The sequence below is a fragment of the Nocardia spumae genome, assembly GCF_020733635.1.
Taxonomy (GTDB): domain Bacteria; phylum Actinomycetota; class Actinomycetes; order Mycobacteriales; family Mycobacteriaceae; genus Nocardia; species Nocardia spumae.
The window spans coordinates 3193914-3218547 of record NZ_JAJFZL010000001.1; the positions used below are offsets into that span (position 1 = coordinate 3193914).

General features: G+C 68.3%; 23 protein-coding genes. 15 read left to right on the top strand and 8 right to left on the bottom strand.

Features of this window, described 5'->3' with window-relative positions:
- Positions 1–128 precede the first annotated feature (128 nt).
- Complete coding sequence (locus LKD76_RS14205; RefSeq protein WP_227985244.1) at positions 129–2162, top strand: primosomal protein N'; 2034 nt, start codon at positions 129–131, stop codon at positions 2160–2162.
- Between the two features lie 12 nt (positions 2163–2174).
- Here LKD76_RS14205 and LKD76_RS14210 read toward each other — a convergent pair whose 3' ends face one another.
- On the bottom strand, positions 2175–3014 hold the full coding sequence (locus LKD76_RS14210; protein WP_227981800.1) for an NAD(P)H-binding protein: 840 nt from the start codon (positions 3012–3014) through the stop codon (positions 2175–2177).
- A gap of 74 nt (positions 3015–3088) precedes the next feature.
- Between LKD76_RS14210 and LKD76_RS14215 the strand changes: the two genes are divergently transcribed.
- From LKD76_RS14215 to LKD76_RS14240, 6 genes are all read left to right on the top strand, one after another.
- Positions 3089–3667 (top strand): TetR/AcrR family transcriptional regulator, encoded by a 579-nt coding sequence (locus LKD76_RS14215; RefSeq protein WP_227981801.1) that lies wholly within the window; start codon positions 3089–3091, stop codon positions 3665–3667.
- Positions 3668–3973: 306 nt separating this feature from the next.
- Positions 3974–4633, top strand: a complete 660-nt coding sequence (locus LKD76_RS14220; protein ID WP_227981802.1) for a PadR family transcriptional regulator — start codon at positions 3974–3976, stop codon at positions 4631–4633.
- Positions 4634–4687: 54 nt separating this feature from the next.
- Positions 4688–5710 carry an esterase/lipase family protein gene (locus tag LKD76_RS14225; RefSeq protein WP_227981803.1) on the top strand — a complete coding sequence of 341 codons (1023 nt, stop codon included), beginning with the start codon at positions 4688–4690 and terminating at the stop codon, positions 5708–5710.
- Positions 5711–5776: 66 nt separating this feature from the next.
- Positions 5777–6337: a peptide deformylase gene (gene def / locus LKD76_RS14230; protein WP_227981804.1), complete on the top strand. Its 561-nt coding sequence runs from the start codon at positions 5777–5779 to the stop codon at positions 6335–6337.
- Positions 6338–7261, top strand: coding sequence for a methionyl-tRNA formyltransferase (gene fmt / locus LKD76_RS14235; protein WP_227981805.1), 924 nt, complete (start codon positions 6338–6340; stop codon positions 7259–7261).
- A complete protein-coding gene (locus LKD76_RS14240; RefSeq protein WP_227981806.1) occupies positions 7258–8913 on the top strand; it encodes an RsmB/NOP family class I SAM-dependent RNA methyltransferase in 1656 nt (551 codons plus the stop codon). The genes fmt and LKD76_RS14240 overlap by 4 nt, the downstream gene beginning before the upstream one ends.
- Before the next feature lie 9 nt (positions 8914–8922).
- On the opposite strand, the gene LKD76_RS14245 is transcribed toward LKD76_RS14240, so the two are convergent.
- The gene (locus LKD76_RS14245; protein ID WP_227981807.1) at positions 8923–10065 is read right to left on the bottom strand and encodes a YeiH family protein; all 1143 of its coding nucleotides are present in this window, start codon (positions 10063–10065) and stop codon (positions 8923–8925) included.
- A gap of 103 nt (positions 10066–10168) precedes the next feature.
- On the opposite strand from LKD76_RS14245, the gene LKD76_RS14250 reads away from it, so the two are divergent.
- The gene (locus LKD76_RS14250) at positions 10169–11092 is read left to right on the top strand and encodes a LysR family transcriptional regulator (RefSeq protein WP_227981808.1); all 924 of its coding nucleotides are present in this window, start codon (positions 10169–10171) and stop codon (positions 11090–11092) included.
- 17 nt (positions 11093–11109) lie between these two features.
- Here the strand turns inward: LKD76_RS14250 and LKD76_RS14255 are convergent, their stop codons facing one another.
- Both LKD76_RS14255 and LKD76_RS14260 read right to left on the bottom strand, forming a co-directional pair.
- Positions 11110–11841 carry an RNA polymerase sigma factor SigF gene (locus LKD76_RS14255; protein ID WP_227985245.1) on the bottom strand — a complete coding sequence of 244 codons (732 nt, stop codon included), beginning with the start codon at positions 11839–11841 and terminating at the stop codon, positions 11110–11112.
- 188 nt (positions 11842–12029) lie between these two features.
- Positions 12030–12485: an ATP-binding protein gene (locus LKD76_RS14260; protein ID WP_227981809.1), complete on the bottom strand. Its 456-nt coding sequence runs from the start codon at positions 12483–12485 to the stop codon at positions 12030–12032.
- A gap of 90 nt (positions 12486–12575) precedes the next feature.
- Between LKD76_RS14260 and rpe the strand changes: the two genes are divergently transcribed.
- Positions 12576–13241: a ribulose-phosphate 3-epimerase gene (gene rpe / locus LKD76_RS14265; RefSeq protein ID WP_227985246.1), complete on the top strand. Its 666-nt coding sequence runs from the start codon at positions 12576–12578 to the stop codon at positions 13239–13241.
- Here rpe and LKD76_RS14270 read toward each other — a convergent pair.
- A complete protein-coding gene (locus LKD76_RS14270; RefSeq protein ID WP_227981810.1) occupies positions 13210–13680 on the bottom strand; it encodes a hypothetical protein in 471 nt (156 codons plus the stop codon). The two genes, rpe and LKD76_RS14270, sit on opposite strands and share 32 nt — an antisense overlap.
- Positions 13681–14259: 579 nt before the next feature.
- Here LKD76_RS14270 and LKD76_RS14275 point away from each other — a divergent pair.
- The 4 genes from LKD76_RS14275 (at position 14260) to LKD76_RS14290 (ending at position 17368) form a co-directional block, all read left to right on the top strand.
- Positions 14260–14880, top strand: coding sequence for a riboflavin synthase (locus tag LKD76_RS14275; RefSeq protein ID WP_227981811.1), 621 nt, complete (start codon positions 14260–14262; stop codon positions 14878–14880).
- Between the two features lie 189 nt (positions 14881–15069).
- Positions 15070–16320 (top strand): bifunctional 3,4-dihydroxy-2-butanone-4-phosphate synthase/GTP cyclohydrolase II, encoded by a 1251-nt coding sequence (locus LKD76_RS14280; protein ID WP_227981812.1) that lies wholly within the window; start codon positions 15070–15072, stop codon positions 16318–16320.
- Between the two features lie 63 nt (positions 16321–16383).
- Entirely contained in the window at positions 16384–16863 is a 480-nt protein-coding gene (gene ribH / locus LKD76_RS14285) for a 6,7-dimethyl-8-ribityllumazine synthase (RefSeq protein ID WP_227981813.1), read from the top strand.
- Positions 16864–16867: 4 nt separating this feature from the next.
- A complete protein-coding gene (locus LKD76_RS14290) occupies positions 16868–17368 on the top strand; it encodes a PH domain-containing protein (protein ID WP_227981814.1) in 501 nt (166 codons plus the stop codon).
- 5 nt (positions 17369–17373) lie between these two features.
- Here LKD76_RS14290 and ggt read toward each other — a convergent pair whose 3' ends face one another.
- Positions 17374–19323, bottom strand: coding sequence for a gamma-glutamyltransferase (ggt, locus tag LKD76_RS14295; RefSeq protein ID WP_227981815.1), 1950 nt, complete (start codon positions 19321–19323; stop codon positions 17374–17376).
- Between the two features lie 101 nt (positions 19324–19424).
- Here ggt and LKD76_RS14300 point away from each other — a divergent pair, with 101 nt between their 5' ends.
- Positions 19425–20891, top strand: coding sequence for an amino acid permease (locus LKD76_RS14300; protein WP_227981816.1), 1467 nt, complete (start codon positions 19425–19427; stop codon positions 20889–20891).
- A gap of 33 nt (positions 20892–20924) precedes the next feature.
- On the opposite strand, the gene LKD76_RS14305 is transcribed toward LKD76_RS14300, so the two are convergent.
- Positions 20925–21338, bottom strand: coding sequence for a DUF3291 domain-containing protein (locus LKD76_RS14305; RefSeq protein ID WP_227981817.1), 414 nt, complete (start codon positions 21336–21338; stop codon positions 20925–20927).
- A 102-nt stretch (positions 21339–21440) separates the two neighbouring features.
- Positions 21441–22244 carry an ABC transporter ATP-binding protein gene (locus LKD76_RS14310; protein ID WP_227981818.1) on the bottom strand — a complete coding sequence of 268 codons (804 nt, stop codon included), beginning with the start codon at positions 22242–22244 and terminating at the stop codon, positions 21441–21443.
- Between the two features lie 245 nt (positions 22245–22489).
- Between LKD76_RS14310 and LKD76_RS14315 the strand changes: the two genes are divergently transcribed.
- A complete protein-coding gene (locus LKD76_RS14315) occupies positions 22490–24550 on the top strand; it encodes an MFS transporter (RefSeq protein WP_227981819.1) in 2061 nt (686 codons plus the stop codon).
- Positions 24551–24634 lie beyond the last annotated feature (84 nt).

The following is a 24634-nucleotide window of genomic DNA, read 5'->3' on the forward strand; positions in this document are numbered from 1 at the left end:
CGGCTGCTTCGCCGGAATCGCAGGAGGCCGAGGCGGCGGACCCGCAACTGCCCGGCCGATCGGACCCCGCGTCGCGTGCGGGTTCGGCGCCGAGCGGTCACGTCCGGCTCGACAAGCCGATCGCGCGGGTGCTGCCGCTGCTCGAACCAGCCCATCTGGACCGTGATTTCGACTACGCGGTACCGGCGGAGATGGACGAGCTCGCCCAGCCCGGTGTCCGAGTTCGGGTCCGGTTCTCCGGGCGGCTCGTCGACGGCTACATTCTCGAACGGCTCACGCGCAGTGCGCATTCCGGAAAGATCGTGCCGCTGCAGCGGGTGATCTCCGGCGAGCGGGTGCTGACGCCGGAGATCGCGCGCGTGGTGTCCGCGGTGGCCGCCCGCTACGCCGGCACCCGGGCCGACGTGCTGCGGCTGGCGATTCCACCGCGTCATGCGCGCACCGAAGCGGCCGAGGCCGAACCGGTTGTGCTGCCGGAGATTCCGGAAGACTTCCCGGATTGGTCGGGATATGTGCACGGCGGATCCTTCCTGTCCGCGCTGCGGCGGGGGAGTGGGCCGCGCGCAGCCTGGCAGGCGCTGCCGGGTGAGGACTGGGCCCGCCGGCTGGCGGAACTGGCGGCTACGACGGTCGCGGGTGGTCGCAGCGCGATCATCATGGTTCCCGATCAACGCGATCTGGACCGGGTGGTGGCCGAATGCGCTGTGCTGGTGGGCGATGCGGTTGTCGGACTGTCGGCCGGGCTGGGGCCGGCCGCGCGGTATCGGCGTTGGCTCGCGGCGTTGCGCGGCGTGGCGCGGGTGGTGGTCGGCACGCGCAGCGCGGTCTTCGCGCCTGCGCGCGATCTGGGGTTGATCGCGGTGTGGGACGACGGTGACGACACCTACGCCGAGCCGCGCGCCCCGTATCCGCATGCCCGCGAGGTCGCCATGCTGCGCGCGCACGAGACAGGGGCGGCGTTCGTGGTGGCCGGATTCGCGCGTACCGCGGAAGCGCAGGCGGTCGTCGAATCCGGGTGGGCCCACGATCTGATCGCCGATCGGCAGACGTTGCGTGCCGCGACCCCGCGCATCCACGCACCCGGCGACAGCGATATCGCCCTGGAGCGCGATCCGATGGCCCGCGCGATCCGGATTCCCGGTACCGCCTTCGCCGCGGCGCGCCGCGCCTTGGCTGCCGGCGAACCGGTGTTGGTGCAGGTTCCCCGGCGCGGATATGTTCCGGCGCTGGCGTGTGCGAAATGCCGCACACCCGCCCGCTGCCGCCACTGCAACGGTCCGTTGACACTACCGGAGACCGGGGCGTGGGGACGGCGAGATACGAAGGGGGACAACGCCGGACGCGAAGGCGGTTCGGGAATTCCGCTGGGAAGCCGGGCCTCCGGCGAGACGGCCGCGAGCCCGAGTTGTCGCTGGTGTGGAAAGGTGGAACCGGCCTTCCGCTGCGGCAGTTGCGGATCCCGGGTGCTGCGCGCGGTGGTGATCGGTGCCCAGCGGACCGCCGAGGAGCTGGGCCGGGCCTTTCCCGATGTGCCGATCCGAGGCTCCGGCGGCTCGGCGGTCCTGGATTCGGTGCCCGAGGGACCCCAGGTGGTGGTCGCGACGATCGGCGCCGAACCGCCGGTACCGGGCGGTTACGGGGTCGCACTCCTGCTCGACGGCTGGGCGCTGCTGGGCCGTGCGGATCTACGTGCGGCCGAGGACGCGCTACGGCGCTGGATGTCGGCGGCCACCCTCGTCCGCGCCGCCGGTGAGGTGCTGGTCATGGCCGAGCCGTCACTGCCGACCGTGCAGGCCCTGGTGCGCTGGGATCCGATCGGCCATGCTCGCCACGAGCTGGCCGCCCGCGTCGAGGTGCGTTTCCCGCCCGCGGTCCGGCTGGCCGCCGTCGACGGCACCACCTCGACCATCGGCGAATTGCTCGGTGAGACAGTGCTTCCCGACGGAGTGGAGGTCCTGGGCCCGGTGCCGCTGCCGCCGGGCGCCCGCACACCTTTCTCCGGGGACGCCGCGCCCGCGGAGGTCGAACGCATGATTCTGCGCGTCGACCGACACCAGGGATCGGTGCTGTCGCGATCCCTGGCCGACGCCCTGACCATCCGCAGCAGCCATCGCTCGGACGGTCCGCTGCGGGTTCAGATCGATCCGGTCGACATCGGGTAGTGGCGCCCTCGGTCAGCCGAACGCGCCCAGGTTGCGCGTGACCCAGTCCGCGAACGTGGTCGCCGGCCGGCCGAGGACAGTGGTCACATCGGTACCCGGCACCTGTTCGGCAGGCAGCGGTTCGCCGAGGATGTCGAGGGTGCCGTCGGCGACGGCCGGGGGCATGAAACGCAGCAGGTTCTCCCGGGCCTGCGACCGGGTGAGCTCGACCAGCCGCAGTGGCCGTCCCAGTGCCTGTGCGAGGGTATCCACTTGTGCGCGCGGCGTGATCGCGGCGGGACCGGTCAGTTCGTAGACGTGCCGGGTGTGGCCGTCCCGGCTCAGCGCGGCGGCCGCCACCGCCGCGATATCGGCCGGGTCGATCGTCGGCAGCGCGATATCGGCGAAGGGTGCGAAGACCGTGTCCTGGTCGCGGACGCTGTCTCCCCACGCCAGGGTGTTGGAGAAGAATCCGGTCGGCCGCAGAATCGTCCATTCCAGGCCCGACTCCCGCAGCGCCCGTTCGAATGTCGCCCCGCGGGCGTGGGACTCGAGATCCGGGCGGGTGCCGGCGACCTGTGAGGACAACAGCACCACCCGCTCGACGCCGGCGCGGCGCACCGCCTCCAGGTAGTGGGCCGGATCCGGTCCGGTCACCAGCTGCGGTCCGGTGAACAGCAGAAACAGTGCCTCGGCTCCCTCGACTGCGGTCGCCAGCTGCTGTGGATCGGCGAGATCGGCACGGCGATGCGCCACCGCGTCGGGTACCTCGGCGATGCCGCGGGATACGGCGAGTACCTTCTCGTCGGCCTCGGTGAGGGACCGGACCAGAACACGCCCGATGGTGCCGGTGGCGCCGGTGATTGCGATCATTGCGAACTCCTGAGTTAGTTGACTGACTGAATCGACAGTAGAGGAGTGCGCCCCGGATGTCTATAGTGAGTTGTATGACTAACTCAGGTGCGGACGTTCGGCCCGGTAAGCGGGACCGGCTGGCGACGGCGGCCGCGGAGGTCTTCCATCGGCAAGGGGTGGAGAAGTCCACGATCGCGGATATCGCCCAGGCTGCCGAGGTGCCGGTCGGCAACGTCTACTACTACTTCAAAACCAAGGATCAGTTGATCCGGGCCGCGATCGGAGCCCATGCGCGGACCCTCGATCTCTTTCTCGCCGAACTCGATCGCGAATCCACCCCCGCGGCTCGCCTGCGGGCGCTTGTTCGGTCCTGGGTGGATCAGCGTGAGGTGGCGGCCCGATTCGGTTGTCCCTCCGGGACGCTCGCCGCAGAACTCGACAAGCGCGACGACGGCGTGGAACGGGAGCTCGCGGAGGTGATGGGGGTGCTGCTGGACTGGGCGCAGCGGCAGTTCGAGGCGCTGGGGCGCGCCGACGCGCGCGAACTGGCCGTCGCCCTGATCGCCGCGTATCAGGGTATTTCCCTGCTCGCCAATACCTTTCGCGATCCGGAGCTGATGGAGATCGAAGGCGCTCGATTGGAACGTTGGATCGATTCCCTCGCCGCGTGAGGGCGCCTCGGGTCCGCCGCCGACGAACGCCCGCTCGGTACTCGCCGCCGGGCAAATTCGACGGTCGGCGCGGGCTGCCCGCCGCGCCGCTCCGGTGCGCGGCCGCTGATCGGGGCCACCTGTCGAACCGACGGTGATCGTCGCGTCGGCAGCGCGGAACGCCCTGATGTCCGCTGGTGGGCGCCATGGCCGGCGGCCTGCCGGTGCAGCGGGGAGCGAACGTGGCGAGTCCCATACTTGTCAAAGATGCATTGCCGATATATCGTTGATTGCGTCAACGTAAGACAACGCCTGAGGAGGCACATCATGGAAAGCATGGAGAACATGGACCGATTCGGTCGCGGACGTCGTCGCGGACCCCGGCCGGATCCACACGAGCGCGGTGGGCGCGAACAGTTCCGCCGTCATCCGCGTGGTCCGCACGGTTTCGGCCCCTTCGGTCCGGATTTCGGACCGGGATTCGGTCCCGGTGGGCACGTGGGCCGGGGACGCGGCCGCGGTGGCCGCGGCCGGCGCGGCGATGTCCGCGCGGCGATCCTGCTACTGGTGCAGGAGCGCCCGATGCACGGATACGAGCTGATTCAGCGGATCCGCGAGCGTAGCGACGACATCTGGCGTCCCAGCCCCGGATCGATCTACCCGGCACTGTCCCAGCTCGAGGACGAGGGGCTGGTCATCATCGAGAAGGTGTCGGGCCGGAAGACCGCCAAGCTCACCCAGGCCGGCACCGAATACGTGCGCGATCACCGCGACGAGCTCGGTGATCCCTGGCAGGACGTTCGTGAGGGCGTCGGCGATCAGGCGCTCGATCTGCGCGAGCTGGTCGGGCAGCTGATGGGCGCGGTCGCCCAGGTGGCCCGTGCCGGTACACCCGAGCAGGCCGGTAAGGCGGCGGAGGTCCTCACCGAGGCCCGGCGATCGATCTACCGAATTCTCGCCGACGACGACACCACTGCGGCCGAGTGAGGCGGAATCCGTGTCCCGCCACATATCTCGGCCCGCGCGGCGCAAAATGGGAAAATGGGACAATGGCGGCATCATCTCGGCGTTCGCGGCTGCGCGTGGCGTAGCACGCTCGCGGCGGCGGCGTTGTGCGGGGCGGTTTTCGGTGGCAGCACACCCGGCTGGGCCGAACCGCCCGCATCCCCGCCGGACACCAACCCCGTGGTGGTTCCGACCGAATGGGCGCCGCCGCAGTCCGAGCATCTGGCGGCCTCGCAGTATCTGAAGGCGCATCCCGACGCCACCCCGTGGGGCACCAACGACTTCACCTGCCGGCCCTCCGCGCGGCATCCGCGTCCGGTCGTCCTCGCGCACGGCACCGACGCCACCGCCTACACCGATTGGGCGGGCATCGCCCCGCAACTCGTCGCCGCGGGATTCTGTGTCTTCGCCCCCGACTACGGCGGCAAACCGGGGGCGACCAGCTACGGCACCGAGGATCTGTGGGCATCGGCGCGCCAGTTCGGCGCCTTCGTCGATCGGGTGCTCGACGCCACCGGCGCCCGCCGGGTCGATCTGGTCGGATTTTCCCAGGGCGCCAACATCACTCGCTACTACATCAACAAACTCGGGGGCGCCCCGAAGGTCGGCCAATGGATCGGCCTGGCCTCGCCGACCTACGGGGGCGTGATGTACGGGCTGGTGCCGCTCGCCGAGGCCGTGCCCGGATTGTGGGACGCCTACCGGCAGGTCACCTCACTGGCCGCCATCCAGCAGGCACAGGGCTCGCCGTTCATGCTCGACCTCAACGCCGGCGGCGACACCGTGCCCGGTGTGCGATACACCACCCTCGGTAGCCGGGTCGACGAGATGATCCAGCCGTTCGGCGATATCGCGCTGAGAGGTCCGGGCGCCCGCAACATCGTGCTGCAGGATCAGTGCCCGATCGACCTGACCGGGCATTTCCACCTGGTGTACGACCCGTACGTCCAGCAGGTGCTGCTCACCCTCCTGGATCCGGTCGGCGCGCCACTGCCACGCTGCGCCTACGTGCCGCTGGGCACCGGAATCGGCGAAGTGATCCTGGGGGCGCATTCCTGACGAAGCGGATTTCGCCACGCCCGTAAACTGGGGCGACCCCTTGTCGTCTCGCCCGGGAGTATGCCTGTGACAATCCAGCCCGTTCGCCTGTTCGGCGACCCCGTCCTGCGTGCCCGCGCGGATGAGGTCGGGTCCTTCGACCGTGAACTCGAGCAGCTGGTCACCGACCTCACCGACACCATGTACGCCAGCCGCGGAGTCGGGATGGCCGCACCGCAGATCGGCGTCGGGCTACGGGTGTTCGTCTACGACACCGGTGAGGCCGCGGGCCATGTGGTCAACCCGGTCTTCGAGGTCGTGGGTGCCGATGAGCAGACCGGACCGGAGGGTTGCCTGTCGATTCCCGGGCTGCGCTACGACGTCACCCGGGCCGAGCAGGTGATCGCCCGGGGAGTCGATATCCAGGGTGCCCCGGTGGAATTCGCGGCCGACGGCCTGCTGGCTCGCTGCGTCCAGCACGAAACCGACCATCTCGACGGTGTCCTGTATCTGCAGCGCCTGGAACCGGCGACGCGGAAGCAGGCCATGCGCGCCGTGCGCGAATCGGACTGGTTCACCGCCGGTAAGACGGTGATGTCGGCGGCGGAGGTCGCCGGCAGCCGCGCCGATGCCGGGCGGGGCGAGTAGATGCGACTGGTCTTCGCGGGTACTCCCGAACCGGCGGTGCCGTCGCTGCGGCGGCTGATCGAATCGCCCCGGCACGAGGTTGTGGCTGTGGTGACTCGCCCGGACGCGGTCGCGGGCCGCGGGCGCAAGGTGACTCGCTCGCCGATCGGCCGGCTGGCCGACGAGTACGGCATACCGGTGCTGACCCCGCGGAAGCCGTCCGAGCCGGAATTCGTTGCGGCGCTGACGGAATTGGCGCCCGACTGCTGCCCGGTGGTGGCATACGGCGCGCTGCTGCCGCCCGCGGTGCTCGACATTCCGGTGCACGGCTGGGTCAATCTGCACTTCTCCCTGCTGCCGGCGTGGCGTGGCGCCGCACCGGTTCAGGCGGCGGTACTGGCCGGTGACGAGATCACCGGGGCGTCGACCTTCCGCATCGAGACCGGACTCGACACCGGGCCGGTCTACGGTGTGGTCACCGAGCGGATCGGCGTCGGCGATACCGCGGGTGCCCTGCTGGATCGGCTGGCAGTGTCGGGTGCTCAACTGCTGGAATCGACCATCGACGGGATCGAAGACCGCACTGTGCAGGCGGTACCCCAGTCCGGTGAGGGAGTCTCCTACGCTCCCAAGATCGAGGCCGACGAAGGGCATATCCGCTGGGATCAGCCGGCACTGGCGATCGGTCGCCGGATTCGCGCGGTCACGCCCGCGCCCGGAGCCTGGACCGAGATCGCGGGTAAGCGGCTCAAGGTCGGCCCCGTCGAACTGGTCGAGGAGCAGTTGCCGGCGCGGGTGATCGAGGTGCGTAAATCCGGGGTCCTCATCGGCACCGCTACCACCGCGGTTCGGCTGGACCAGGTTCAACCACAGGGCAAACGCATGATGTCGGCCTTGGATTGGGCCCGTGGCGCGCGCCTGGAGCCCGGCTCGGTGGTCGAATGACCGGCCGACGCGAACAGGGTGGTGGCGCCCGGTCGGGCCGGGGACGCCGGGACGGCGATGCCGGCCGCACCACCGGAGGCGATGCGGGCCGGCGCGAGGTACGCCGCAAGACCGAACAGGGCGGCGCCGGCCGGCGTTCCGACGAGGTGCCGGGACGCGGGGCCGGTGATCGTGAGAACAGTGGTTCGCGCCGTTCCGGTGGACGTGGCGGCTCGAACGCGGAGCGCCGGAGCGGGCGTTCGGGTGCCGTCCGCGGCTCCGATGCCCGGCGTCCCGGTGGTGCTCGCGGCGGCGCGGGGGACAAGGGGCGGCGGACCGGCTCGGCCGATGTCCCGCGTTCGGTCGCCCGAGATGTGCTGCGAGCCGTTCGGGAACGCGACGCCTACGCGAACCTGGTGCTGCCCGGACTGTTGCGTGAGTACGGATTGTCCGGGCGGGACGCGGCGTTCGCGACCGAGCTCGCCTACGGCGCCTGCCGGGCGCTGGGTGTGCTGGATGCCGTGATCGCCGACTGTGCCGGGCGGCCGCTCGACGAGATCGACGGCCCGCTGCTGGATGTGTTGCGACTGGGCGTGTACCAGCTGCTGCGGACCAGGGTGGGCTCGCATGCCGCCGTGGATACTTCGGTGGACCTGGTTAGGGCCGAATTCGGCAGCGGCAGGGCCGGTTTCGTCAATGCGGTGCTACGCCGCGCGGCGGCCCGGTCGCCGGAGCAGTGGGTCGAGGCCCTGGCGCCGACGGATCCGGTGGGCCATGCGGCGTTCGAGTACGGGCATCCGGTCTGGATCGCGCAGGCCTTCGCCGATGCGCTCGGCGCCCGGGCCGGGGAGCTGGCCGATCTGCTCGCCGCCGATGACCAACGGCCGGTAGTCCACTTGGTAGCCCGGCCCGGCGATATCACCGCCGAGGAATTGGCCCTGGTCAGTGGTGGTGAAGAAGGTCGGTGGTCACCGTATGCGGTGTATCTCGACGGCGGGGATCCGGCGCAGCTGGAACCGGTGCGCGAGGGTATGGCCGCCGTGCAGGACGAGGGCAGTCAGCTGGTCGCGCTGTCGCTGACCCGGGCGCCGCTGCTCGGCGCGGATACCGGGCGCTGGCTGGATCTGTGTGCCGGGCCGGGCGGTAAAGCCGCGCTGCTGGGTGCCCTGGCCGATATCGACGGCTACCGGGTCGATGCCGTGGAACCGGCCGACCATCGTGCCGAACTGGTCCGCAAGGCGACCCGCGGCCTGCCGGTGACGGTGCATGTCACCGACGGCCGCGACAGCGGCCTGGCTCCGGGCTACGACCGCATCCTGGTCGACGCGCCGTGTACCGGACTGGGTGCCCTGCGCCGCCGCCCGGAGTCGCGGTGGCGGCGGACCCCCGCCGACGTGCGGGAGCTCGCTGTCCTGCAACGCGAATTGCTCACCGCCGCATGGGAACTGTTGCGGCCGGGCGGTGTGGTGCTGTACTCGACGTGTTCCCCGCACCTGCCCGAAACGGTCGCGGTGGTCGCCGATCTCGTCCGGCGTACCGACGCCGAACAGCTCGATACCCGCGAACTGCTCCCCGGGGTCACCGATATCGGTGACGGCCCCGGGGCGCAGCTGTGGCCGCATCGGCACGGCACGGACGCGATGTTCATGGCCGCGCTGCGCAAACCGCGCTGATCGGTCCGGTTATCCGGTCAGGACGGCGCCGACGAGTGCGATCGAGGCGACCCACACCGTCGACAGCAGCGCCAGCACCAGTGGCCGGGGACCGACTCGGCGCAGCGCGGCCACTCGGACCCCGGCGCCGAGTGCGAACATCGCTGCCGTCAGCAGCGCGGTCTGCAGCACCTTCGCCACATCGAGCACCGATTCGGGCAGCACTCCGGTGGTGCGCAGCGCCGCGCACCCCAGGAATGCGACCACGAACAGCGGGATCAGCGGTGGCCGCTGGGGACCGCCCTCGGCGTCGTCGCGCCGCCGGACCTGCCATCCGATGACCGCCAGGACGGGCGCAAGCAATACCACGCGGGCCAGTTTGACCACCACCGCGACCGTGAGCGCCGTACCGCCGATCGCTCCACCCGTGGCCACCACCTGGGCGACCTCGTGGACGGCACCGCCCGCCCAGATTCCGCTGGTGCGCGCGTCGAGTCCGAAGACGCCCGACAGCAGAGGTATGACGCCGATCATGACGGTGCCGAACACCACGACCAGTGCGACCGTAGTGAGCAGTTCCTCCTCTTTCGCGTCGACGACGCCGTCCACCGCCGCCGCCGCGGCCGCACCGCAGATGGAGAATCCGCAGGCGATCAGCAGCCGCTGCGTCCAGCTCAACCCCAGCAAGCGTCCCATCAGCATGGTGCCCGCGATCCCGAGCGCCACGATCGCGACGACGACTACGATCGTGGCCGGGCCCAGCCCGAGGATGTCGGAGAACGTCAGCTGTAAACCCAGCAGGGCCACTCCCAGTCGCAGCAGCCGTTTGGCCGAGAACTGCAATCCGGGCTGCAGCCGTTGGGGCAGGGATACGCAGTTGGCGAGGATCGCGCCGACCAGGATCGCGATGAGCAGCGGGCTGACCGTCGGCACGAATTGGGCGACACCCAGTACCGCGGCCGTCACCACGACGGTCACCGCCAGGCCGGGCACGATATCGGCGCCGAGAAGCGATGCCGGCCCGCGCCGGCCGGGTGCGCGTTGCACCGCCGTGCCGGTGCCGGTGTGAACGAGTTCGTCGCCGGTGCCGGGCACATCCGCCGCCGTCGCCGGAGAGTCGCGGCGCGGTTCGTCGGCGGAGGCGTTCGCGCGCGGTGAGTCCAGGCTTGTCATATCCCATACGGTGCCGCGATCCGGTCGCCTCCAGTAGTCGCGGAATCGGCATCGCAGACATATCGCAGAGATATGGCTATGCGCTTGGGCATATGATTCAGGTATGGCTGCTACTCGACCGGACCTGGGCTTTCTCGAACTTCTGGTCGCGATCGACGATCATGGCAGTCTGGGTGCCGCCGCGCGGGCGATCGGCATGGCGCAGCCGAACGCCAGCCGCGCGGTACGCCAGTGGGAGCATCGCCTCGGCCTGGCATTGCTGCGCCGGTCGCCCCGCGGCTCGACATTGACTCCCGCGGGCACCGTCGTGGTGCATTGGGCGCGGGAGGTGCTGGCCGATGTGGACCGCTTGCTCGACGCGGCCGCGGCGTTGCGTACCGACCAGGAGGCCGAATTGACCGTGGCGGCCAGTATGACGGTCGCGGAATGCTTGTTGCCCGGATGGCTGGGCGAATTCCGTCGCGGCCACCCGGAGGTGAAAGTCCACTTGCAGGTGCACAATTCGCGTCAGGTCTGCGATCGGCTGGTAGCCGGCGACTGCGATCTCGGTTTCGTCGAATCGCCGGCGGTGCCCGACGGTCTGACCCATGTGACGGTGGCGCACGACAGCTTGGTCGTGGTGGTGCATCCGGATCATCCGTGGGCGCGCCGCCGCAAACCCCTCACCGTGGCCGAACTCGCCGCGACACCGCTGGTGGTGCGCGAACCCGGCTCCGGCACCCGCAGCACACTCGATGTGGCGCTGGCGGAGTATCCGCGCGCCGAACCACTGCTCGAGCTCGGCAGCGCGGCCGCGATCCGCACCAGTGTGCTCGGCGGTGTCGGACCGGCGGTGGTCAGTACGCTGGCCGTCGGCGAACAACTCGACCGCGGCGAACTGCGCGCGGTGACCGTCGAGGGACTGGACCTGCGGCGGACATTGCGCGCGGTGTGGCGCCCGCCGCGCAAGCTCGCCGGCCCCGCCGGAGAGCTGGTGGCCGCCGTCGTCCATCGGCACCGCGACGCCGCCGCGGGAACGTCACACTGATCCACGTGGTGCCGACTTCACTCGCGGGCGCTCTGCTCCCGCAGTCGCGCAAGAGTTTTCGCCAGGATCCGGGAGACGTGCATCTGGGAGATGCCCATCCGCTGCGCGATCTGGGTCTGGGTCATCGATTCGAAGAACCGCATGGTGAGGATGCGCCGCTCGCGTTCGGGCAGGCCGGCCAGCAGCGGCCGGATCGCCACATACTCCTCGACCCGGTTGAACTGCGACTCCTCCTCGCCCAGAGTGTCGAGCAGTGATGCCTCGGTATCGCGGCCCACCGAGACGGCATCGATGGAACTCGGCTGGTAGGCATTGCCGGCGATGACCGCCTGCGTCACCTCGTCGGGGTGGATATCGAGTTCGGCGGCGATCTCCTTGGCGGTGGGCGAGCGGCCCAGCGACTGGGAGAGCGAGTCGATCGCGGAACCGATGCGCAGATGAGTTTCCTTGACGCGCCGGGGAACCCGCATGGCCCAGGTGTTGTCGCGGAAGTAGCGGCGTACCTCACCCATGATCGTCGGTACCGCGAAGGACAGGAAGTTCGATCCGCGCGAGACGTCGAAGCGATCCACCGCGTGGACGAGCCCCACGCGGGCCACCTGGGTGAGATCGTCGAACGGCTCCCCGCGTCCGCTGAACTTGCGAGCGATGTGGTCGGCCAACGGAATGCAGCGGTTGATCAGTTCGTCGCGCAGTTCACCGCGGCGGTCCTCCCCGGCCTGCGACAGCGCGACGAACAGGGCGTTCACATCGTCGTAGCCGGAAACGGAGCTGGTGACCTCGGCGACCTCATCGGCGTTGTCGGTCTCTTCGGTCTCCTTGGCGGAGTCCGAACCGGTGGGTCGGTCGGCGCCGTTGTCCTCCGGTGGTCCGCTCGCGGCCGTACTCGCCGTGTCCGCGGCCGCGTCGGCCTCGAACACGTTGTCTTCGTCGACCACTACGCTTTCCCCCGGACCCGCCGAAATTCCACGACCGTCGGGTAGCCGGAAATCGCTGAATCGTAGGGGTCCTGCGTGACCTCGATCCCGTCGGTCAGGGTGCGCAGCACGTGCCAGCCGAAGCTGCGCTGATCGGGCAGCTGCGAGGAGGCCGCGATCCCGGCCACGCGCACGACGAGATCGGTGTCGCCGACGGTGAACCGGCACTGCAGAGTGGTCCCCGGCATGGCGAGCTCGATCAGAGTGGAGCAGGTCTCGTCGACAGCCAGCCGGATGTCGGCGACCTCGTCGAGCGTGAAATCACTGAGCAGAACCAGTGTTTCGGCCAATCCGCGCACGATCGGCAATTGCGACACCGTGGCCGCGACTCCGATTTCGACGGGTGTGCTGCGCAGTCCCTCTTCAGCCGACATGTTGATCACCCTAAGCAGGCTACCCAACTTCGCGGCGGACAACCGTCGACTGTCCTGAATTCCGGTGTGAGCGACCCAGTACACTCACGCGCTGTGTCCACCTCGAATCACCAGTTCCACCGGCCGTCGCCGATGATCGCACCGTCCATCCTGTCCGCCGATTTCGCCCGTCTCGCGGAAGAGGTGCGGGCCGTCGAGGGTGCGGATTGGCTGCATGTCGATGTGATGGACAACCACTTCGTGCCGAATCTGACGCTCGGCCTGCCGGTGGTGCAGAGCCTGCTCAACACTACCGACGTCCCGCTGGACTGCCATCTGATGATCGAGGATCCGGGCCGCTGGGCGCCGCCGTACGCGGAGGCGGGTGCTTACAACGTGACCTTCCACGCGGAAGCGACCGACGATCCGGTCGCGGTGGCCCGCGATATCCACGCGGCCGGCGCCAAGGCCGGACTGTCGGTGAAGCCGAACACCCCGATCGAGCCGTATCTGGAGATCCTGCGCAACTTCGACACCCTGCTGGTCATGAGTGTCGAGCCGGGCTTCGGCGGCCAATCCTTCATCCCGCATGTCCTGGACAAGGCGCGGGCGGTACGCCGGCTTGTCGACAGCGGTGAATTGCGCTTGGTCGTCGAGATCGACGGCGGCATCAATATGGACACCATCGAGGCGGCTGCCGAAGCGGGCGTGGACTGTTTCGTCGCCGGCTCCGCGGTCTACGGCACACCGGACCCCGCCGCGACCGTGGAAGCCTTGCGCCAGAGGGCTATTGCGAGCGAGCAGGCGGCTCGGCGCTGAGCCGAGCGGCCTCCACGACGGCGGCCATCGGCACCACCGCCTCGAGGTGGTCGGGCGTCTGCACCCAGATCCGGTAGCCGGTCCGCTCGTCCTCGGCCGACGGCAGCACCACCTGACTGCCGGTGCACGCGACGGTCGTATAGAGGCGGAACAGTTCGGCCGCAACGGTTGTGCTGACCGCGGCCGTGCGGGCGGGACCGGTGATGAAGGTCCAGCGCCGGGCGCGTGGATGGTGGACCACCGGCGTCACCAGTCCGGACTGGGTGAGTTGGCGCAGGACGCGCTCGCCGAGGTCGGCCGGCATGGTGACGGCGCCGAATTGCCGGCCGATGTCGAGCACGATGTGCTGGGAGGCGTCGTCCACCGCCGCGGGCAGATGAAAGACGCGCCGATACCGCTCGCAACGATCGGTCAGAGACGTATCGATCACTGTGGTCACGCCGCACCCCCAAGAGTGTTGTTGTCCAACCTGGATCAGACCCGCACGGGCCTATCCTTCCGGATGTCGTCAGAACGCGATGCAGAAAACGCGCACGAGACCGAAACGTGCGCGGTAGTGAACTGTTGGAATCAACTGCATAACAATATTGCTACCGAATCCGCTATCGCGCAAGCGTCGGGGTTGAATTCGCAGGCAGGTGGGTAACAGGTCGAATTCATTCGTGATTTTCGAATGGAATATCCGGATATGCGGTTCGCCACCGGGTCTTTTCGATTCATCGATTTCGGAATTCGGATTCCTATTACGCGTGAAGGCCCGATATCGGCGGGCAACACGAGATCCACGGTTCCTCCTCTCGGCGCGCCGCGGGCGAGTTGCCGGGTTCGCGGCGGTTTTCCGGTCCGGCGGTCTCGAATGCCGGGTTGTGTCCGGTCGGTGGGACGGCCGGATTTTTTCTGCTACAGCGCGTCGTTAGTCTGATGACAGTGCGGCCCGCCGGGGAATACAGCGGGCGGCTGCCACCGTTTGCGCTATCGGACGCCCGTGCGGAGGGCGCCGGGTGACAGGAGACTTTGGATGTTCACAGGCATCGTCGAGGAACTGGGTGAGATCGTCGCCGCCGAGCGGTCCGCCGATGCGGCCCGGCTGACGATTCGCGGGGCGCTGGTGACCTCCGATGCCGGTCACGGGGATTCCATCGCGGTCAACGGCGTGTGCCTGACCGTGGTCGACGTGGTCGACGGCAACAGCTTCACCACCGATGTGATGGGTGAGACCCTCAATCGCTCCGGCATCGGCAAACTCGACATCGGCTCGAAGGTGAATCTGGAGCGCGCCGCCGCGGTCAACAGCCGTCTGGGCGGACATATCGTGCAGGGGCATGTCGACGGCACCGGCGTGGTGCTGTCCCGTACCCCCTCCGACAACTGGGAGGTGGTGCGAATCTCGTTGCCCGACAACCTCGCACGCTACGTGGTGGAGAAAGGTTCGATCACCGTCGACGGCATCTCGCTCACCGTCTCCGGTATCGGTGTCGACGAGTCCGGTGAACCCGGTCATCGCGACTGGTTCGAGGTCTCCCTGATTCCCACCACCCGCGAGCTCACCACCCTGGGTACCGCCCCCGACGGCGCCACCGTGAACCTGGAGGTCGACATCATCGCCAAATACGTAGAACGACTCCAGCAGCGCGGTTAGCGCCGGGCCGCCACGGCGGCCGAACGAAAACACACACGGGTGCACCCGAGTCGCACATGTTCAGCCTCACTCGAATCGTCCACAGTTCCCGTTCCGGGCCCACGGGGCCGAGAACATGCCGGAGCGAAGCGCAGGCCGACAACCCAGTAGGCTCGAGTCGCACCTATTCCGAGATGGAGCACAGCAGACGTGACCAGGTTCGACACCATCGAGCGCGCAGTCGCCGATATCGCCGCCGGTAAAGCCGTCGTCGTCGTCGACGACGAGGGCCGGGAGAACGAGGGCGACCTCATCTTCGCCGCGGAGAAGGCAACCCCCGAGCTGGTGGCTTTCATGATTCGATACACCTCCGGCTACATCTGCGTGCCGTTGACCGGTTCGGACTGCGATCGCCTCGGCCTGCCGCCGATGTACTCGATGAACCAGGACAAGCACGGTACCGCGTACACGGTGTCGGTGGACGCGCGCGAGGGCATCAGCACCGGTATCTCGGCAGCGGACCGCGCCACGACCATGCGATTGCTCGCCGACCCGGCGGCGCGTGCCGACGATTTCACCCGGCCCGGCCACGTGGTGCCGCTGCGGGCCAAGGACGGTGGAGTGCTGCGTCGCCCGGGGCATACCGAGGCGGCCGTGGACCTGGCTCGGATGGCGGGACTGGGTCCGGCGGGTGTGATCTGCGAGATCGTGAGCCAGAAGAACGAGGGCGATATGGCCCGCACCGAGGAGTTGCGGGTCTTCGCCGATGAGCACGAGCTGGCGCTGATCTCGATCGCGGACATGATCGCCTGGCGGCGCAAGCACGAGAAGCAGGTGGAGCGGATCGCGGAGGCGCGCATCCCCACCAAATACGGCGAATTCAAGGCCGTGGGCTACAAGAGCATCTACGACGATGTCGAGCATGTGGCGCTGGTGCGCGGTGATCTGAGCGTCGGCAACGGTGACGATGTGCTGGTGCGGGTGCATTCGGAATGCCTCACCGGTGATGTCTTCGGATCGCTGCGCTGTGATTGCGGCCCGCAATTGGACGCGGCCATGGAAATGGTCGCCGCCGAGGGGCGCGGAGTGGTGCTGTACATGCGTGGCCACGAGGGCCGCGGTATCGGTTTGATGCACAAGCTGCAGGCCTATCAGCTGCAGGATTCCGGTCACGACACCGTCGACGCGAATATCGAGCTGGGATTGCCCGCCGACGCGCGCGACTACGGGACCGGGGCGCAGATCCTCGTGGATCTGGGCATCGAATCGATGCGGTTGCTGACCAATAATCCGGCCAAGCGGGTCGGTCTCGACGGCTACGGGCTGAGTATCACCGACCGGGTGCCGATGCCGGTGCGGGCCAATGCCGAGAACCTGCGCTATCTGCGTACCAAGCGGGATCGGATGGGCCACGATCTGGTGGGTCTCGACGATCTGGATCTCGGCGAGACGGCGCAGTAAACAGTACCTGGTGACAGAAGTCCGCGTGGCGGTGAGGAATTCGGTGAAAAGGGGTATCGGTCGATGAGTGGTACGGGCGTACCGGAGTTCGCGCTGGCGGATGCGAAGAGTCTGACGGTGGGCATCGTCGCTTCTCGCTGGCACACCACCATCTGTGACACGTTGCTCGCCAATGCCGAGCGGGTCGCACGCGAGGCAGGCGTCGAGCAGATCACCGTCGTGCGGTGCGCGGGCGCGATGGAGCTGCCGGTCGTCGCGCAGGCATTGGCGCGCACGCACGACGCGGTGGTGGCCCTGGGTGTCGTGATCCGCGGTGAGACACCGCATTTCGAGTACGTCTGTGACGCGGTCACGGCGGGGCTGACCCGGGTGTCGCTGGACGAGGGCACGCCGGTCACCAACGGGGTGCTGACCGTGAACACCGAGGCGCAGGCACGCGATCGGGCCGGGCTGCCCGATTCGGCGGAGAACAAGGGCGAGCAGGCGAGTGCCGCGGCGCTGGACGCCGCGCTGACCCTGCGCGCGCTGCATCGAGAAGTCTGACGCGATGTCTCCGGCCGTTCATCTGTTCAAGCGCGGTTCGCAACCGGGCGCGCAGGCGTCGCGGTGGGATCTCGAGGTGCGGCCGCGGCGGGCGGTGCGCACCGCCCGCATCGTGGCGGCGGTGATCGCGGTGCTGTTCATCCTCGCCGGTGTGCTGTCGAGCAATTCCGCGACCGGGGTCAACTTCCGTGGCGCGGATCAGGTGGCGATCATCTGTTTCGGGCTGCTGCTCGCGGGCGCGGTCCTGCTGCTCACGCGGCCCCGTGTGCGGGTCGGTCCGCAGGGTGTGGTTGTTCGTAACATCCTGGGCGACAACGAGTTCGGCTGGTCCGATATTCGTGGCATCTCGATTCCGGACAAGAAGGCATGGGCCCGGCTGGAGCTGGCGGGCGACGAATACGTGCCGATGCTGGCGATCCGGGTCAACGACAAGGATCATGCCGCGCGGGCGATGGATCGTTTCCGCGAGCTGGGCGCGAAATACACCGCCGCACCGGGCGACTGATCGTTTCAGCGGGTATCGCCCAGTACGATTCCCTCGCGGCGCGGGTCCGCGCCACCGATCCAGCCGTCGCTGTCGCGCTGCAGGGCGCTGAGCCCGCTGGACTGCTGATCGACCGATACCTGATGTCCCATCGCGCGCAACTTCTGCACCAGCGGATCGTGGGCGCCGTGATCGGTCGCGTCGATGGCCGGATGTTCTCCACCGATTCCCGTCACCGGTGTGTTGGCGGCGCCGAACGCGACCTGGGAGACGGCCTGCTGCGGATCGAGATTCCAATCCAGCAGTCCCACCAGCGTTTTCACGACGAACTGGATAATCACGGAGCCGCCCGGGGAGCCGGCCACATCGACGAGCTGTCCCGGTGATCCGTCCGGGCGGCGGTCGAAGACCAGAGTCGGGCTCATCGAACTGCGCGGCCGCTTTCCGGGCTGAATCCGATTGGCCATCGGAACTCCCGCCGCGTCGACCGGATTCGCGTTGAAGTCGGTGAGCTGATTGTTGAGGACGAAACCGTCGACCAGATGGAAGGAGCCGAACGCGGACTCGACGGTCGTGGTCATGGTCGCCGCATTGCCGTAGCGATCCACCACCGAGATGTGGCTGGTGCCGTGCTCGGGCTGCTGCGGACCGGTGCCGAGCGGGACGGGACCGAAGTCGCCCGGCTGTGCGGTGCCCATGGAATGGTTCGGGTCGATCGCCGCGGCGCGGCCCTTCAGATAGCCCTTGTCGAGCAGCGCGGCGGGGGAGCCGCCGGGAAGCGGAACGAAGTCGGTATCGGCGACGTATTTGTCGCGGTCGGCGTAGGCCAGCCGTTCGGCTTCGGAGATCAGGTGCACCGCTTCGGCATCGGGCTCGCCGCCGTTGCGGTCGAGGTGTTCCGGGCGGAGGCGGCTCAGATCGAAGTTCTCCAGGATGCCGAGGGTGGCGGCGACGGTGATACCTCCCGATGACGGGTTGGGCATGCCGCAGATGCGATGCGCACGGTAGTCGGTGCACAGCGCGGTGCGCTTCTTGGCCTGGTAGTGGGCCAGATCGTCGAGCGAGATCTGGCCGGGTGTACGGCCTCCACTGGTGGTGGCGGTGGCATCGACGATGTCGCGGGCGACGGCCCCGGTGTAGAAGGCGTCGGGTCCGTCGGATGCGATGGCGCCCAACGTCTTCGCCATGGCGGGATTGGTCAGATGGTAGCCCTGCGGTTTGGGTGTGCCGTCCGGCTGCAGGAAGTACGCCTTGGACTCTGCATCGCGGGCCAGATCGGGTGCGGACTGGGCGATCTGGCTCGCCATGCGCGCGCCGATGTCGAATCCGTTGTCGGCCAGGGTGATCGCCGGTGTGAACAACTCCCGCCAGGACTGCTTACCGTGATCGCGGTGGGCGGCGTCGAGCAGGCGGATGGCTCCCGGCACGCCGATGGAGCGGCCGCTGGCACGGGTATTCGGTTGCGGCACTGTGTGATCGGTATCGCTGATCCAGCGCAGATAGTTCTCGGTGGCGGCCGCGGGCGCGACCTCGCGGCCGTCGTAGGCGTCGATCGAGCCCGTCGCGGCGTCGTAGTAGAGCAGGAACGCGCCGCCACCGATGCCGGAGGCCTGCGGTTCGACCAGTCCCAGCACGGTCTGAGCGGCGACGAGGGCGTCGGCGGCGGTGCCGCCGTCGGCGAGCACCTGGCAGGCGGCATGGGTGGCGACCGGATTGGCGGTGGAGACGGCGAACGTGTGCGTGCGCACGGGCGTCATCCCGCTGCGGTACCCGGTGGCGATCTCGGGATTGGTGGCCAGATTCGTCGGGGCAGCGGTCGCGGCCGGTCCCGCGGCCGCGGTGACGGGGGTGCCGCCGGGGGTGTCGGCGCAGGTACTCGCGGAATCGGAGGTCTTCGACGAACAGCCGGTCAGCAACCCGGCGGTCAGCAGGAGGGCGGCGCTCACGCCGCCGAGGATCGCTCGGGTACGCCTCATGCGGGCACTGTAACGCGCTGCGGTACCACCGCGACGAGGTCCGTTTCCCACACCAGGTAACCTCGAGCCGCCCCGACCTCGACCAAGGGATCAGCCGATCGATGAGTGAGCTACCGGCAGATACGCACCTCAGTGCGGAAGACAGCGGTTATCACAAGAGCCTCAAACCGCGGCAACTGCAGATGATCGCCATCGGCGGCGCGATCGGCACCGGCCTGTTCCTCGGCGCCGGGGGACGGCTGGCACACGCGGGACCGGGGTTGTTCCTGGTGTACGCGGTGTGCGGCGTGTTCGTCTTCTTCATCCTGCGGGCCCTGGGGGAACTCGTCCTGCACCGGCCATCGTCCGGATCGTTCGTCTCCTACGCGCGCGAGTTCTACGGGGAGAAGGCGGCTTTCATCGCCGGCTGGACGTATTTCCTCAACTGGTCGATGACCGGGATCGTCGACACCACGGCCATCGCTACCTATCTGCACTATTGGGGCGCCTTCGGCGCGATACCGCAGTGGGTGCTCGCGCTGATCGCGTTGGTCCTGGTCTTGAGCGTGAACCTCATCTCGGTGAAATGGTTCGGTGAACTCGAGTTCTGGGCGGCGCTGATCAAGGTGGTCGCGCTGGTGTCGTTCCTGATCATCGGGGTGGTGTTCCTCGGTGGCCGGTTCCGGGTCGACGGTGCCGCGACGGGATTCGGACTGGTAACGCAGGCCGGTGGGTGGTTCCCGACCGGGGTGCTGCCGCTGGTCACCGTGGCCTCGGGTGTGGTGTTCGCCTATGCCGCGGTCGAGATGGTCGGCACGGCCGCGGGGGAGACCGAGAATCCGCAGCAGATCATGCCGCGCGCGATCAATTCGGTGATCCTGCGCATCGCGGTGTTCTATGTGGGATCGCTGATCCTGCTCGCACTGCTGCTGCCCTATACCGCCTACCGGGCGGACGAGAGTCCGTTCGTCACGTTCTTCGCGAAACTGGGTGTGCCGCATGCCGGTTCGGTGATGAATCTGGTGGTGCTCACCGCGGCGTTCTCGAGTCTGAACGCGGGGCTGTACTCCACCGGGCGCATTCTGCGCTCGATGGCGGTCAACGGCAGCGCGCCGGCCTTCACCGCCCGGATGAACAGTCGCGGTGTGCCCTATGGCGGCATCGTGTTGACCAGTGTGATCGCCCTGGTGGGAATCTGGCTGAACTACATCGTGCCGGCCCGTGCTTTCGAGATCGTGCTCAATGTCGCGTCGCTGGGCATTCTGTCGTCGTGGGCGACCATCGTGCTGTGCCAGCTGGCGCTGTACCGGCGGTGGCGGCGCGGGGAGATGGAACGCCCCGCCTTCCGTATGTTCGGGGCTCCCTACACCGGCATCGCGACGCTGGTGTTCCTGGCCGCGATGCTGGTGCTCATGGCGTTCGATCACCCGGTCGGCACCTGGACGGTGGCGAGTCTGGTGATCCTGATCCCGGCCTTGATCATCGGCTGGTTCGCGGCGCGCTCCCGGGTGATGGAGGTAGCGCGGTTGCGGGAGCCTCCGGATGAGGAACCTGCCCGGTTGTCGAATCCGATACCGGTCGACGACTGACGCGCCCCGGGACGTGGTGGTCGCCCCGGCGACTCAGGAAGATGTTGCCCGGCTGCCGTTTTCGCGTTCGGCGCTGATACGGAGCCTGGCCTGCTCCCAGTCGATCGGCAGCTCGGCCGCCGGGGCCGACCAGAACACGAAGGTCGATTCCGCGACGACCTCGCGGGCCCGCACGATCGCCGAGGCGTGCGGATCGGTCCGGGCGTAGGCGTGGATCGAGTCGGTGTCCGACCAGGCCGACAGGGTCCAGAAGGTGCCCCGGACGAGGTCGGCTTTCAGGGTGACACCGAGCGCGCCCGGGGATCGGCGGGCCTGTCGCCACAGCACGATCGACGTCGCGAAGAACCGGGGAACGTGGCGCAGTGATCGGACCTCGAGTCGTGAGGCCATGATCTGGACGGTTTCGGCGGTGGGCCGAGCGATGGTGACCCAGGGCAGAGTGGGCATGAGGGGAACTTTCGAGGAGGCGTACGAGGTGGTGTCGCTCGTCCAACATGGCACGCCCTCCCTATCTTGTCAATGGCAAGATGGGGAGGTGTGGAACCTCGATCAGGTGCGTACGCCGCGTTCGGCTCGCACCTGCCAGCGGCCGTCCTCGGTCCGGGTGAGCCGGATCGGATGGTCGAAGCAGGTGCTGATGTTGGCGCCGGTCAGCACGTCGTCCACCGGGCCGCTGGCCACACATCGGCCCGCCCGCAGCAGCAGCACGTGGGTGGTCGCCGGTGGGAGTTCCTCGAGATGGTGGGTGACCAGGACGGAGGCCAGTTCCGGATGGGTGGCCTGCAGGAGATCGATGCGGTCGATGAGTTGTTCGCGGCCGCCCACGTCGAGTCCGGTGGCCGGTTCGTCGAGCAGGAGCAGTCGCGGCTCGGCGATCAGGGCGCGCGCGATCAGGGCACGGCCGCGTTCACCCTGGGACAGCGTGGGCCAGCGCGCATCGCGCCGATGGGTGAGGCCCATCAGCTCGATCAGCCGGTCCGCCTCGATATCCTGCTCGGGCGTCGCCGACCAGCGCTGTTTGGTATCAGCGGTACCGGTGAGACCGGTGCGGACGACCTCGTGCGCGGTGAGCGGATACGGCGGAGTGTGCCGAGGGTCGACATGGCCGATCAGGGTCCGCAGTTCGCGCATATCCACCCGCCCGAGGCGGTGGCCGAGAACATGCACGCTGCCGCGGGTGGGGTGCTCGAACGCGCCCAGCATCCTCAGCAGGGTGGTTTTGCCGGCGCCGTTGGGCCCCAGCAGGGCCCAGTGTTCGCCGGCGCGCACCGTGAGCGATACCTCGGAGAGGATCGGATCGTGGTTGCGCACGAAATCCACGGCGTCCACCTGCAGGATAGGGAAGTCGACCATGCGTCTACGGTAGCAACTCCTCAGACAAGCTGATAGGTTGCCGATCTCACACTGGACACCGCGAATACTCGGCAACCGTGAACCGGTCGGTATGTGCCCGCAATCGGAACGGCCGGTCCGATCGAGTTGCCGGAAAAGTGATGTATATCACTGTGGGCCGCTACTCTTTTCCCACCCGGTGCTCGTACGGAACAAGAAGAGATCGTCCCGCGATGAGATGCCGTGGCCAGAAAGGCATCTCGACCATGAGTTCGACCTCGACAGCAGCCGCTCCCTCCCTGCTCACCGGACTGTGGCGGCGAAAGCTACCGCACTATCCCGACACTCCCGCCCGCTCCTGGTATCTGACGCTCGTGGTGATCACCTCGATCGTGTTGTACTACCAGCTCTTCGTCGCCGGCGCGGTGGGTAATCAACTGATCGCCTACTTCCACCTCTCGTTCGCCTATTTCGTCTGGATCTTCATCATCGGCGCGGCCTTCGGCGCCGCGGCCTCGGTGGCGGCGGGCATACTCGATCGCTGGGGCCGGGCCAATATCGTGGCCTACGGGGTCGTGATCTGTTCGCTGCTCACCCTTTTCGCGCTTCCGGCGACGACGACGAAGATGAGTTACCTCGTCGTCTACTGCGTGGTGAGTGTGGTCGAGGGCGCGGTGCTGGTCGCCACTCCGGCATTGATCCGGGACTTCTCGCCGCAACTGGGCCGCGCCTCGGCGATGGGGTTCTGGACGCTGGGGCCCGTGATCGGCGCACTGGTCACCAGTGAGATCACCGCCCGCACCCTCGATACGCACCCCGATTGGCAGTTCCACTACCGCCTGTGCGGGGTGATCAGCTGCGCGGTCGCCGTGATCGCGGTGATCGGCCTGCGCGAACTGAGTCCGCGGCTGCGTGATCAGGTGATGGTCAGTCTGCGTGATCGGGCCCTGGTCGAAGCGCGGGCCAAGGGGCTCGACGTCGACGCGCTCGAACGCGGTCAATGGCGGCAGATGATGCGGGTCGACGTGGTCGGCTCGGCTCTGGCGATCAGCATCTTCCTGGCATTCTTCTACACCATCGTGTCGTTCCTGCCCGTCTATCTGGCGACGAACTTCGGTTTCACACCGGCTCAGGCCAATGCGCTGGGTAACTGGTATTGGATCGCGAATGCGGTAGCTCTCGTGGCGACCGGCATCGTGTCGGACATCCTGAAGGTGCGCAAACCGTTCATGATCGCCGGCGCGCTGATCAGTATCGGCGGTCTCTACGTATTCCTCGGCTACACCGATCGGCCCGACACCGGGTACTACTCGTTCGCGGTGGTGATGACGGTCATCGCCGTCGGCGGTGGTATCGCCTACGCCACCTGGATGGCGAGTTTCACCGAAACCGTGGAGCGCCGCAATCCCGCGGCGACGGCGGTCGGGCTGGCGGTGTGGGGTGGGGTGCTGCGCACGGTGGTGACCTTCACGCTGTTCGGACTTCTGATGGTGGTCGACGCGGCCGGGCCGCTGGTCAACAACGGTCCGCGGTTGCAGGAGATCCAAGCGCGGTACGGCCCGCAGCTGGCGACCATCCAGACCGTCGGCCCCGAAACCATGGCCGAGCTCGGACGCGATCCGTCCGATCCCGCCGCTCGGATCGGTGCGCTGACGCGGTTGACCGGCGCCACCCCCACCGATATTCAGTCCACGATCGCGGTGAACGCGCGCTATCCACAGGAATTGGCGACGCTGCAGGCCGTGGATCCGGCCACACTCGGCGCTCTCGCGGCGAATCCGGCCGATGCGCGGGCCGCGGCCGCCGCGGTCGGACAGGTGGCGGCGAAATTCGGCATCGGCCCCACCGAGGCGATGGGCCGGCTGGTCGCGACCCAGCAGATTCCGCGCGACCAGCTCGCGGTGGCCAGTGCTGTCGGCCCGAAACTCGTTGCCGCGCAGTCGCAGTTGCAGGCGGTGGCCACCGTACCGGCCGATGACCTGGCCTATCTCGCCGCGCACGGCGCCGAGGTGAAGCAGGCGGCCGCCGATTCGCCGGTGCAGTGGCGGCAATGGTGGTGGATCTGCCTGATCGCCCAGGTGCTGTTCCTGCCGTTCGTCTTCCTGATGGCCGGGCGGTGGAGTCCGAAGCGAGCCGCGGCCGACGCCGCCGAGCACGACTCGCGGGTGCGGCAGGAACTCGCGGCGCTGGCGGAGCCGGATGCCGCTGCGGAGACCGTGGCGACACCGCGGCCCGAGCCGGTCGCCGCCGTCGCGGAAAGCGGTTCCGGCGCAGCGGAATCGGTAGGCGGCGCCGCACCGGCCGCCGAACCGGCGCCGGCGGAGTAGATCGGTACGCCGCCGAGGTCCGGACCGTAGGCCACGCGTGATCCGGACCTCGGGTGTCCGGTGGCCCGGACGGGCGTTCGCGAT

Excerpts from the sequence above, each read along its gene's own strand:
- LKD76_RS14210 (WP_227981800.1), bottom strand. The coding sequence starts at position 3,014 with ATGATCGCAATCACCGGCGCCACCGGCACCATCGGGCGTGTTCTGGTC.
- LKD76_RS14215 (WP_227981801.1), top strand. The coding sequence starts at position 3,089 with ATGACTAACTCAGGTGCGGACGTTCGGCCCGGTAAGCGGGACCGGCTG.
- LKD76_RS14220 (WP_227981802.1), top strand. The coding sequence starts at position 3,974 with ATGGAAAGCATGGAGAACATGGACCGATTCGGTCGCGGACGTCGTCGC.
- LKD76_RS14225 (WP_227981803.1), top strand. The coding sequence starts at position 4,688 with ATGGGACAATGGCGGCATCATCTCGGCGTTCGCGGCTGCGCGTGGCGT.
- fmt (WP_227981805.1), top strand. The coding sequence starts at position 6,338 with ATGCGACTGGTCTTCGCGGGTACTCCCGAACCGGCGGTGCCGTCGCTG.
- LKD76_RS14240 (WP_227981806.1), top strand. The coding sequence starts at position 7,258 with ATGACCGGCCGACGCGAACAGGGTGGTGGCGCCCGGTCGGGCCGGGGA.
- LKD76_RS14245 (WP_227981807.1), bottom strand. The coding sequence starts at position 10,065 with ATGACAAGCCTGGACTCACCGCGCGCGAACGCCTCCGCCGACGAACCG.
- LKD76_RS14250 (WP_227981808.1), top strand. The coding sequence starts at position 10,169 with ATGGCTGCTACTCGACCGGACCTGGGCTTTCTCGAACTTCTGGTCGCG.
- rpe (WP_227985246.1), top strand. The coding sequence starts at position 12,576 with ATGATCGCACCGTCCATCCTGTCCGCCGATTTCGCCCGTCTCGCGGAA.
- LKD76_RS14275 (WP_227981811.1), top strand. The coding sequence starts at position 14,260 with ATGTTCACAGGCATCGTCGAGGAACTGGGTGAGATCGTCGCCGCCGAG.
- ribH (WP_227981813.1), top strand. The coding sequence starts at position 16,384 with ATGAGTGGTACGGGCGTACCGGAGTTCGCGCTGGCGGATGCGAAGAGT.
- LKD76_RS14290 (WP_227981814.1), top strand. The coding sequence starts at position 16,868 with ATGTCTCCGGCCGTTCATCTGTTCAAGCGCGGTTCGCAACCGGGCGCG.
- ggt (WP_227981815.1), bottom strand. The coding sequence starts at position 19,323 with ATGAGGCGTACCCGAGCGATCCTCGGCGGCGTGAGCGCCGCCCTCCTG.
- LKD76_RS14300 (WP_227981816.1), top strand. The coding sequence starts at position 19,425 with ATGAGTGAGCTACCGGCAGATACGCACCTCAGTGCGGAAGACAGCGGT.
- LKD76_RS14305 (WP_227981817.1), bottom strand. The coding sequence starts at position 21,338 with ATGCCCACTCTGCCCTGGGTCACCATCGCTCGGCCCACCGCCGAAACC.
- LKD76_RS14310 (WP_227981818.1), bottom strand. The coding sequence starts at position 22,244 with ATGGTCGACTTCCCTATCCTGCAGGTGGACGCCGTGGATTTCGTGCGC.
- LKD76_RS14315 (WP_227981819.1), top strand. The coding sequence starts at position 22,490 with ATGAGTTCGACCTCGACAGCAGCCGCTCCCTCCCTGCTCACCGGACTG.